Source organism: Streptococcus mitis, from assembly GCF_008763935.1.
In the GTDB taxonomy this organism is placed as follows: Bacteria; Bacillota; Bacilli; order Lactobacillales; family Streptococcaceae; genus Streptococcus; species Streptococcus mitis_DB.
Genome location: NZ_VTQF01000012.1, coordinates 1 through 6,202 on the forward strand (window position 1 = coordinate 1; position 6,202 = coordinate 6,202).

The 6,202-nt window shown below is 51.9% G+C and carries 7 protein-coding genes; 5 read left to right on the forward strand and 2 right to left on the reverse strand.

Features of this window, described 5'->3' with window-relative positions; all coding sequences use genetic code 11:
- Positions 1-168 precede the first annotated feature (168 nt).
- Both F9B91_RS11695 and F9B91_RS11700 read right to left on the reverse strand, forming a co-directional pair.
- A complete protein-coding gene (locus F9B91_RS11695) occupies positions 169-1,401 on the reverse strand; it encodes a PilT/PilU family type 4a pilus ATPase (RefSeq protein ID WP_003744423.1) in 1,233 nt (410 codons plus the stop codon).
- Between the two features lie 171 nt (positions 1,402-1,572).
- Positions 1,573-2,619 carry a type IV pilus twitching motility protein PilT gene (locus F9B91_RS11700; protein ID WP_070656447.1) on the reverse strand — a complete coding sequence of 349 codons (1,047 nt, stop codon included), beginning with the start codon at positions 2,617-2,619 and terminating at the stop codon, positions 1,573-1,575.
- Between the two features lie 179 nt (positions 2,620-2,798).
- Between F9B91_RS11700 and F9B91_RS11705 the strand changes: the two genes are divergently transcribed.
- From F9B91_RS11705 to dksA, 5 genes are all read left to right on the forward strand, one after another.
- The gene (locus F9B91_RS11705; RefSeq protein WP_150923274.1) at positions 2,799-3,506 is read left to right on the forward strand and encodes a YggS family pyridoxal phosphate-dependent enzyme; all 708 of its coding nucleotides are present in this window, start codon (positions 2,799-2,801) and stop codon (positions 3,504-3,506) included.
- Positions 3,503-3,898: an RNA-binding protein gene (locus tag F9B91_RS11710; RefSeq protein WP_146736930.1), complete on the forward strand. Its 396-nt coding sequence runs from the start codon at positions 3,503-3,505 to the stop codon at positions 3,896-3,898. Before F9B91_RS11705 ends, F9B91_RS11710 begins: the two co-directional genes overlap by 4 nt.
- A 90-nt stretch (positions 3,899-3,988) precedes the next feature.
- Positions 3,989-4,786, forward strand: a complete 798-nt coding sequence (proC, locus tag F9B91_RS11715; RefSeq protein WP_150923275.1) for a pyrroline-5-carboxylate reductase — start codon at positions 3,989-3,991, stop codon at positions 4,784-4,786.
- Between the two features lie 2 nt (positions 4,787-4,788).
- On the forward strand, positions 4,789-5,343 hold the full coding sequence (locus F9B91_RS11720) for a YggT family protein (protein ID WP_070613210.1): 555 nt from the start codon (positions 4,789-4,791) through the stop codon (positions 5,341-5,343).
- 193 nt (positions 5,344-5,536) lie between these two features.
- Positions 5,537-5,953, forward strand: coding sequence for an RNA polymerase-binding protein DksA (gene dksA / locus F9B91_RS11725; RefSeq protein ID WP_003744416.1), 417 nt, complete (start codon positions 5,537-5,539; stop codon positions 5,951-5,953).
- Positions 5,954-6,202 lie beyond the last annotated feature (249 nt).

Genomic DNA, 6,202 nt, shown 5'->3' on the forward strand with positions numbered 1-6,202 from the left:
GATTAGGTTTTCGTATTTCATTTGGGAATTGTAAATCTTCAGGATACTTTCGCAAGAGGTCTACTATACAAAATGATCAAAGGTATCGAGGAAATATGAAAGAAGGTCGTCTGAAAAACCTGAATTGAGGTTTTTCAGACGACCTTTGTTTTGGCTGAAATCGGGTGTTTACGAAATCAGGTTCAAATCGCTGATGCGGTCGTAGAGGCGGTCGGGGTCGTTGCCTTCTTCGTGCATTTGGATGCGCAGGCGCAGGTCGTTGGTGGAAACGGCTTGGCGCAAGGCTTCGTCGTATTCGATTTGACCTTTGATGTAGAGTTCGAACAGGTGTTGGTCGAAGGTCTGCATGCCGTCTGTGCCGGAGCGCGTCATGAGTTCGCGGATTTCCATGAGTTCGCCTTTGAAAATCAAATCCTGCATGGCGGGCGTGTTGAGCAGCAGGTCGACGACGGCAGTACGCTGGCTGCGGTTTTTCTTGATGGCGAGGCGCTGACCGATAATGCCGGTCAGGTTGAGCGCCAAATCCATGAGGACTTGTTTGCGTCGGTCTTCTTGGTAGAAGTTGATGATACGCTCGATGGTTTGGGCGGCGGTGTTGGCGTGGATGGTGAAGACGCACAAGTGGCCGGTTTGGGCAAGCTGGAGGGCGTATTCCATACTGGCTTCGCTGCGCACCTCGCCGATACAGACGACGTCGGGCGCTTGACGCATCGCGCTTTGTACGGCGATTTTCCAGTCGTTGGTGTCGATGCCGACTTCGCGCTGGGTGAAGATGCTGCGGCGGGGTTTGTAGATGAATTCGATGGGGTCTTCGATGGTGACGATATGGCCGGGCATTTTGTGGTTGCGGTAGTCGAGCATGGATGCCATGGTGGTCGATTTACCGGAACCGGTCGGGCCGGCAAGGATCAGCAGGCCGCGCGGGGAAAGGGAGAGGTCTTTGAGTTTGGCGGGCAGGCCGAGGCTCTCCATTTCGGGGATTTCTTGGTTGATGCGGCGCAAGACCATGCCGACGCGGCCTTGTTCGTGGTAGGCGTTGACACGGTAACGGGTGTTGCTGCGGGATTGGACGGAGTAGTTGAGTTCCCATTCGCGGTTGAAGGTCTCAAGCTGCTCGGGGTTCATGGTGGATTCGACGATGGCGGCGGTATCTTCGCCGGTCAGGGCTTTGTGCGGGACGGGGGTCAGAGTGCCGCTGACTTTGACGGCAGGCGGGAAACCTGCGCTGATGAAGATGTCGGATGCGCCGCGCTTTTCTGCTTCGACGCACATGCGGTCGAGCAGGGGATGGAGGTGTGTACCGATTTCGGCGGGGGTGGGGATATGCGGCGGTTGGTTTTTTTGCGAGTAGGCTTGCACCATTTCGCTGAGTAAGTCGTGTAAAGGAGTTGTTTCGCTCATTTTGTGTACTCTTTATCAGTAAGTGAATATTGAGACCGGCGGGCGGTTTGTTTGTTATTGGGTGTTGTGCCTGCCTTACGGAGGTCGTCTGAAAACGGGAAACGGGCTTCCTGATTGTATAAACTGCGTTTTCAGACGACCTTGTTTGTTCCCGATAATGGAATGTGCTGATCAGACGATGGTCATGCTTTCGCTGTTTTGCGCTTTGCTGCGGGCTACGTCGGGGCTGATGGTGCCTTGGCGGACGAGGGTTTGCAGCGCTTGGTCGAGGGTTTGCATGCCGTGTGCTTGACCGGTTTGCAGCGCGGAGTTGATTTGGGCGATTTTGTTTTCGCGGATCAGGTTGCGCACTGCGGGCGTGGAGATGAGGATTTCATGTGCAGCGACACGGCCGTTGCCGTCGCGGGTTTTCAGCAGGGTTTGCGAAATAACCGCGCGCAGGGACTCGGACAGCATCGAACGCACCATTTCTTTTTCGCCGGCAGGGAATACGTCGACGATACGGTCCACGGTTTTGGCTGCGCCGGTGGTGTGCAGCGTGCCGAATACCAAGTGGCCGGTTTCGGCGGCAGTCAGCGCAAGACCGATGGTTTCTGGGTCACGCATCTCGCCCACGAGGATTACGTCGGGGTCTTCACGCAATGCGGAACGCAGGGCGTTGGCGAAGCTGTGGGTGTGTTGGTGCAGCTCGCGCTGGTTGACGAGGGCTTTTTTACTTTGATGGACGAACTCGATCGGGTCTTCGATGGTGAGGATGTGTGCGGGTTGGGTTTCGTTGATGTAGTTGATCATTGCCGCCAGCGTGGTGGATTTACCGGAACCGGTCGGACCGGTTACCAATACCAAGCCGCGCGGGTTGTCGGCGATTTTTTGGAAAATACGCGGGGCGCGCAGGTCTTCCAGCGTCAATACGGCGCTCGGAATGGTACGGAAGACGGCGGCAGGACCGCGGTTGGAGGTAAAGGCGTTGACACGGAAACGGGCGACGTTGGGCAGCTCGAAGGAGAAGTCCACTTCCAAATCTTGTTGGAACAGTTTGCGCTGATGGTCGTTCATGACCGAAGTAACCATGTTGCCGACTTCTTCGGCGGACATTTCGGGCAGGTTGATGCGGCGGATATCGCCGTGAACGCGGATCATGGGGGACATTCCGGCGCTTAAGTGAAGGTCGGAAGCTTTGTTTTTGACGCCGAAAGCGAGTAAGTCGGTAATCTGCATAATGTGGCCTTGTTTTAGTTTAGAATAATGAGGCGGAACCCGATTTAAAATGCGGACGCGGAATGCCGGGCATTTCCCTGTTCAGGTTCCGATAAATTGTATTATTTTAAATACATAAACCGTTCAGACCAAGTAAAATTTTCAAAATCGCTGTAATTGATGTAATAAAGGAAGAAATCATGTCGGTATTGCAACAAAATTATGCGGAGGTGTGCCGCCGCATTGCCGAAGCCGAGCAAAAGGCAGGCAGGCAGGCGGGCGAAGTGGGTTTGATTGCGGTCAGTAAAACCTTCCCTTCAGACGATATCCGCGAGGTATATGCCGCGGGACAGCGTGATTTTGGTGAAAACTATATTCAGGAGTGGTACGAGAAAACGGAAACACTCGCGGATTTGCCCGACATCGTTTGGCACGTCATCGGCGATGTGCAGTCGAATAAAACCAAATTTGTCGCCGAACGTGCGCATTGGGTGCATACGATAGGTCGTCTGAAAACCGCCCGCCGCCTGAGCGAACAGCGTCCGCCCGAAATGCCACCTTTGCAGGTGTGCATCGAAGTCAATATCGCGGGTGAGGAGGCGAAACACGGCGTTGCGCCCGATGAGGCGGTCGCGCTGGGGGTGGAAGTAGCGAAGTTGCCGAATGTGGTTGTACGCGGGTTGATGTGTGTCGCCAAAGCCGACAGCGATGATGAAGCATTGCGCCATCAGTTCCAAACCATGCAGCAACTGCTTGCCGACCTGAACGCGGCGGGCGTTGACGCGGATGTGTTGTCGATGGGGATGTCCGGCGATATGCCTGTGGCGGTTGCGTGCGGCGCAACGCATGTGCGCATCGGCAGCGCGATTTTCGGCAGGCGGGAGCAAAAAGGGAAAGATAGTCAGTGAAACAGATTATCTCGGTCGTTTTGCTTGGTTTGACCTTAACGGGCTGTCGGTTGATGGGCTGGTATCAATGTGAGTCCTTATCAGGCTGGTGTAAGCCTAAAAAGCCGGCAGCAATAGATTTTTGGGAAATTAAAGGCGAGCCGCCGCCTTCTATCGAGGATTTCCGCGGAACACGTTTTGCAGACGGGAGTTATTCTGTTGATGACAATGCTTACCGTACCGCAGCTAATGATTATTTCATGAGGAAAATCAAAAAGTTTGAAGCTTGCGGACTAGCTTGGCATACCCGCGATAAACGCCCTTTGGCGGAAACTTTCAAACAAGAAGGATTGGATTGTTTGGAAAAACAGGGCTTATACCGAACATCGCTGCCTGAAAGCGTCCGTTGGTAAAAAGGTCGTCTGAAATTTTTCCGGTTGGGTAGAAACGGCTTTTCAGACGACCTCAGAAAATGTATCTCATTTAAAAAATTAAGGAAATTTATGAACATCTACTTTTTAGGCGGCGGCAATATGGCGGCCGCCATTGCGGGCGGATTGGTCAAGCAGGGCGGATACCGCATCCACATCGCCAACCGCGGCGCGGAAAAGCGCGAACGTTTGGCGAAAGAATTGAATGTCGAAGTTTCCGAATCCCTGCCTGAACTGCTTTCAGACGACGTGTTAATCCTTGCCGTCAAACCGCAGGATATGGAAGCCGCGTGCCGCAACGTTCGTGCCAACGGCGCATTGGTGCTCTCCGTTGCTGCCGGTTTGTCTATTGATACCCTCAGTCGCTACCTTGGTGGAACGCGCCGCATCGTCCGCACCATGCCCAACACGCCGGGAAAAATCGGTTTGGGCGTATCTGGCATGTTTGCCGCAGCGGAAGTCTCCGAAGCCGATCGCGCCGCCGCCGACCGCATTATGCGTTCCATCGGTTTGACCGTTTGGTTGGAAGAAGAAGACAAGTTGCACAACATTACAGGCATCAGCGGCAGCGGTCCCGCCTACGTCTTTTATCTGCTGAGCGCGCTGCAAGCCGCCGCTCAGGCGCAAGGGTTCAGCAAAGAAGATGCGCGCGCCCTCAGTCTCGCGACATTCAAAGGCGCGGTTGCCTTGGCAGAACAAAGCGGAGAAGACTTCGCGCAATTACAGCAAAACGTTACTTCCAAAGGCGGAACCACCCACGAAGCCATCGAAACGTTCAAATCATGCCACGTCGCCGAAGCCATTGCCCAAGGCGTTGAAGCCTGCGTCAAGCGTTCTCAAGAAATGGCACAACAATATAAGGTCGTCTGAAAATGCGCGGAGATTTATTGATATTGCTTGCCGACGGCATCGTCATCCTGTGTTTGGCACGCCTCTTCCTGCAAGCGGCGGGTTTGAGTGAAAATCATGCGCTCTTGGCGTTCAGCAAGCGATCAACCGATTGGTTGGTCAATCCGCTGCACAAAATCCTGCCCATAAAAAAATACGACCCAGCCTGCCTGGTGTCAGGACTGTTGTTATATTACATCGTATTCACTTTCATCACTTTAGTAGCGCAACCTACCGCATTCAGCGTCAAAATCATCATCGCCAATTTTATACTGGCAGTGTTGAATACAATTAAATCAGCAGCTTATGTATTGTTGATAGGATTGTTTATCCGCATGGCGCTCAGTATTAAAGATCCTTATTCCCAACTTTTTGTCGCGTTGGAACGGATATATCGCCCCATACTTTCTCCCGTGCAGTTTTTAAAGTACGGACGCTACGATTTTTCAGGTAGTATATTGGCATTATTGCTGTGGATTTGGTTAAGCAGTCTATCGCCTCAAATTACCCGTCAAATCAACTTGTGGCTACTGCAATAGACAGCGAGTTCATTAAGAATTTGCAGTATGACGTAAGCAAAACGCAAAAAAGTGAAAATCAAAACCACGGCTGTGAAAACATGGTATTATGCCGCCATTTCTAAACGGACTTGAGAAAAGAAGTTCTAAGAAATCAATAAAATAAACCACTTGAGTAGCATTTCGTTTCCCACAATAGATTGAAAGAAAAATTATGGCAAAGCTGACAGAACAAGACATTTTGAATTGGGACGGCCCGGAAGAAGACTACATGAATAGCGACCAGTTGGCATTCTTCCGCGAACTGCTGGTAAAAATGCAAGACGAACTGATTGAAAACGCATCTGCCACCACCGGCCACCTGCAAGAACACGAATCGGCTCCCGATCCTGCCGACCGCGCCACTCAAGAAGAAGAGTACGCGCTGGAATTGCGCACCCGCGACCGCGAACGCAAACTTCTGGGTAAAGTACAAGCAACCATCCGCAGCATCGACGAAGGCGAGTACGGCTTCTGCGCGGATACCGGCGAGCCCATCGGCCTCAAACGCCTCCTTGCCCGTCCGACCGCCACACTTTCCGTAGAAGCACAAGAGCGCCGCGAACGTATGAAAAAACAGTTTGCCGACTAAGTATAATGAAATCGGTTGATTAATTTAGGCAGTAAGAAAATACAAAGGTCGTCTGAAAAAGATTTCAGACGACCTTTGTTGTTTGTTGATGTGAGAATTGGATGGTTTTAGGCTGTTTGAGTTTGGATTGAGGGTGTTTTGAAAGTTTTGAAATAGTATCTAAAATAAAAGTTGTTGAATTTCAGATTGTTGTCGGTTTTTGTAGAATTTTTTGCGGTTTGGGAGTTGACGGTTTTTGGTGGTGGGGGT